This window comes from Nitriliruptor sp., from assembly GCF_040882075.1.
Taxonomy (GTDB): Bacteria; Actinomycetota; Nitriliruptoria; order Nitriliruptorales; family Nitriliruptoraceae; genus Nitriliruptor.
Window position 1 is genome coordinate 1,012 of record NZ_JBBEBZ010000084.1, and the last position, 3,640, is coordinate 4,651.

General features: G+C 72.1%; 5 protein-coding genes. 2 read left to right on the top strand and 3 right to left on the bottom strand.

Annotation, left to right across the window (positions count from 1 at the left end):
* Positions 1 to 34 precede the first annotated feature (34 nt).
* Positions 35 to 910, bottom strand: coding sequence for a hypothetical protein (locus WEB03_RS04315; RefSeq protein ID WP_368069736.1), 876 nt, complete (start codon positions 908 to 910; stop codon positions 35 to 37).
* A gap of 189 nt (positions 911 to 1,099) precedes the next feature.
* On the opposite strand from WEB03_RS04315, the gene WEB03_RS04320 reads away from it, so the two are divergent.
* Positions 1,100 to 1,501 (top strand): universal stress protein, encoded by a 402-nt coding sequence (locus WEB03_RS04320; protein WP_368069737.1) that lies wholly within the window; start codon positions 1,100 to 1,102, stop codon positions 1,499 to 1,501.
* Positions 1,502 to 1,505: 4 nt separating this feature from the next.
* On the opposite strand, the gene WEB03_RS04325 is transcribed toward WEB03_RS04320, so the two are convergent.
* Together WEB03_RS04325 and WEB03_RS04330 are read right to left on the bottom strand one after the other, a co-directional pair.
* Complete coding sequence (locus WEB03_RS04325; protein WP_368069738.1) at positions 1,506 to 1,829, bottom strand: hypothetical protein; 324 nt, start codon at positions 1,827 to 1,829, stop codon at positions 1,506 to 1,508.
* 191 nt (positions 1,830 to 2,020) lie between these two features.
* Positions 2,021 to 2,815: a hypothetical protein gene (locus WEB03_RS04330; RefSeq protein WP_368069739.1), complete on the bottom strand. Its 795-nt coding sequence runs from the start codon at positions 2,813 to 2,815 to the stop codon at positions 2,021 to 2,023.
* Between WEB03_RS04330 and WEB03_RS04335 the strand changes: the two genes are divergently transcribed.
* On the top strand, positions 2,778 to 3,640 hold an 863-nt coding region (locus tag WEB03_RS04335; RefSeq protein WP_368069740.1), incomplete at its 3' end, for a tetratricopeptide repeat protein. The two genes, WEB03_RS04330 and WEB03_RS04335, sit on opposite strands and share 38 nt — an antisense overlap.

The following is a 3,640-nucleotide window of genomic DNA, read 5'->3' on the forward strand; positions in this document are numbered from 1 at the left end:
CCCCCCCCCCGGCCGTGGTGTCGAGCGCCGACGGTCACTCGACGACGAACCCCTCGGCCATGCCGAGGTTCGCGTGGGGCTGACCGTCCGGGCTCGGGATGAAGCACAGCATCCCGTAGGTCCCGGGTTCGAGGTCGGCGTTCAGCACGGCGGTACCGCCGCCTCCGACGGTCGCGCTCTCGCCGACGTCCTCGGCGATGAACGCGTCGGGGTCCTCACCGTCCGCCTCGGCAGCGAGCGCTTCCTCGAGGGTCGCGCCCTCGTTGAGCCGCACGACGTACATGAAGTGAGGTTCCTCGCCCTCGTTGGTCATGGTGAAGGCGGTCGGGCCCGCGGCGACGTCCCCGATCTCGAAGGCGTAGTCCGTGGCCGTCACCGCCACCTGCGCGGCATCCGGATCCGCGCCCTCCACCTCCTCACCGCAGGCGGAGAGCGGGAACCCGAACGTCTCGAACGCGACCGCTTCCGCCGGACCGAGGGTGGCGAAGAACGCCCCGGCCGACGCCTCGATGTCCGCGCCATCGGCGATGTCATCCGCGGCCTGCCGGCCGGCTGCCGCCGAGTCCTCGATCGCGGTCACGAGCTGGTCGGTCCCCTCGGCGTACTCCTGCGGTGCCTCCATCCCCCCGACGTCCGAAGCGAAGCCTTCGAGCGCGTCCGCGAAGCCGTCGAAGTACCCGGTGGCGTCCTCAGCGCTCTCCCCGGGGAAGGCCTCCTCCAGCGCAGCCAGCTCACCGTTGGTCTCCATACACCGAGCTTCGAGCGCGGCGGGGAAGTCCTCCACACCCTCCGCCGACACCGGTTGCCCATCCGACGCCGTGGCGCCGGGATCGTCCTCGGTGTCGCTCCCACAGCCGGCCAGCACCGCCGTCAGGACCAGCACCAGCGTGAACGTTCGTGGTTGGCGCACGTCGCCCCTCCTCGTGTCCTCGGTCGGGCCCCGGCGACCGGGCTGTTCCCCGTCGCTCGCCGACCGACCCGAGCTTGCGTGCGGGGCGTCACCGGAGCGTTACGGGCGTCACGAGGAGCGGACCGCGGGAAGCGCGCTCGCGGGTCCGCTGGGCACTAGCCTGAGCGCAACTCGACGTGGAGGTGCTCCGTGCGCATCGTTGCTGGCTTCCTGCGGTCCCCCGAGGGACGCGCGGCGCTCGACCGGGCGATCGACGAGACCCGGTTGCGGGACGGTGAACTGCTCGTGGTCCACTCCATGAAGGGTGGTGAGCGCGACGAGGCCGAACAGGTGATGACCTACCGCGCCGAGTTCGAGCAGCTCGAGACCCGGTTGAAGGACGAGGGCATCACCTACCGGCTCGTCGAGTACGCGCGGGGCAACTCGCCAGCCGAGGACCTGCTGAAGGCCGCCGAGGACGAGAGCGCCGACCTGATCGTGATCGGGGTCCGACGCCGGTCGGCGGTCGGCAAGCTCGTGCTCGGCTCGAACGCTCAGGACATCCTGCTGCAGGCGAAGTGCGCCGTGCTCGCGGTCAAGGGCGAGGAGTAGATCCTCAGCCGTCGCGTCCCTCCGCTGCGGGGCAGCGGTAGACCAGACGCACGAGGTGACCGGCGTCGGTGATCTCGACGTCGAGCTGGTGGTCGCGACGACGCACCCGGACCGTCAGCGGCTCGTTCGGCTCCCGCCGGGTCGCATCCATCAGCACGTCGTGGACCGCGAGGACGACATCGTCGTGTCGCCACCCGCCGATGTGCTCCACGACCACGTCACCCACCGACCGCGCGACCCGTCGAGGTGCGATCACGGCCGGCGCGACCGTGACGGCGAAGCAGGTCCGCACATCGGGGTCGTCGTCGATCACCGGCGAGGTCAACACGCACGGACCTCGCCGTCGCGGTCAGGCACGCGTCGCGCGGTGCCCTCGGGCCGGGGTGTGGCTGTCGGGTGATGCACACCGATCTCCTGTCTCAGGAGGCCAGCTTCCACCCCGGGCGCCGCACCCGGCAGTGGAGTTCGGACGGCTGGTCAGCCGCACCGCGATCGCGCGCGAGCGGCCACCCGGCCGCGTCAGCGTGGTGTCGACCGCAACCAGATGGCGGCGTGCTCCGCGTGCAGCGTGACCGCGATGACCTCGCGCAGCTCGACCTCGAACTCGTCGATGTCGAGGGACCGCCGGAGGCGATCGGTGAAGGCCGCGACCGTCCGCTGCGCGTCGTAGCGAGCTCGAGCGAAGCGCCGATCGACGACGGACTGGACCCGGCGACGCAGCGGCCCGAACGCTGCGGCGACCGCGAGGGTCGATCCGGCGACCGCCACGTCGGAGCTCCCGGTCCACGGACGCAGCAGCAGCTGCAACGCGACCACCACAGCCGAGTAGAGGCCCACCAGGACCGCGGTGGTCGTGGCGTACACCAGCGTGCGGTTGACGAGGAGGTCGATGTCGTAGAGGTGGTACCGGGTCACCGCGATGAGGATCGACACCGGGATGGCGGCCAGCGTCAGGGCGACGACTGCGGACGCAGCCGGCCGCGGCAACAGGTCCGCTGCGCTCCCGAGGAGCACGCTGGCGGTCACGGCGTAGACGACCCAGCTGATCTGCCGACGGGTCGCTGGATCGGCTCGTCGGAACCGGAGCAGCAACGACAGGTTCGCGAGCACGGCGGCAGCGGCGATCGCCACACCTCCGGAGGTTTCCCAGGTCTCGAGCAGGTCGGGCGAGATGGTCGACGCGAACCGGTTCGGCACCGCGAAACCGAACCCGGTCTCGCCGACGTACGTGGTCGGACCGATCGCCGCCGCGAGCGACCCGGTGCAGAGCCCCACGATGGCGCCCACGACCACGACCCGCCACCGGCCGCTCATCAGCCGCACCGCAGCCGCGGCCATCACCGAGGACCCGCTCGAGCTGGCGGCGCTCGAGCACCGCCTCGGGGTCCTGCACCTGCGGTGGGGAGCCTGGGCGACCGCCGAGCGGCACCTGCGTGCGGCCATGGCGTTGCTCGATCCGCACCGCGGGGACGAGGGAGCGACGCAGCTCCGACCCCGGATCCGGGCCGATCTGGCCGTGGCGGTGCTGCGCGTCGGGGACGCCGACGCGGCCGCATCCGAGGCTGCTGCTGCTGCTGCGGTCGCCGAAGCCGAGGCCGGCGAGGATGCCGCCGCGCTCGCGCAGGCACACAACACGGCGGGGCTGGTGGCTCGCCGGCGGGGCCGCGACGACGAGGCTGGTCGCCACCTGCGGCGGGCCCTGCACCACGCTGGTGACCTGCCCGATCCCGCGGCGCACGTCGCAGCGCTCAACAACCTGGCGCTCGTGCTCGCGGCCGATGGTCAGGTCGAGGAGGCGCTCGCGATCGCACGGGACGCCCTCGAACGCTGCGCGGTCCTCGGTGACCGGCACCGCGCTGCCGCGCTCCACAGCAACGTCGCCGACCTGCTGCACGCCGCTGGCCGGACCGAGGAGTCGCTGCCGCACCTCACCGAGTCGGCGCGCCTGCTGGCCGGCCTCGGCGGATCCGCCTCGGCCGAACCCGAGGTGTGGAAGCTCACCGACTGGTGGGTTCGGCAGCGAGCGTTGATAGATGGGCCCGACACGTACCAGCGTGACGGCACGGCGGCCGCATCGTGCCCTTACGGCGGTTCCCGCCTGGTCGGCCCCTCGGACGTCCGGAGCCCATCCGATCGGTG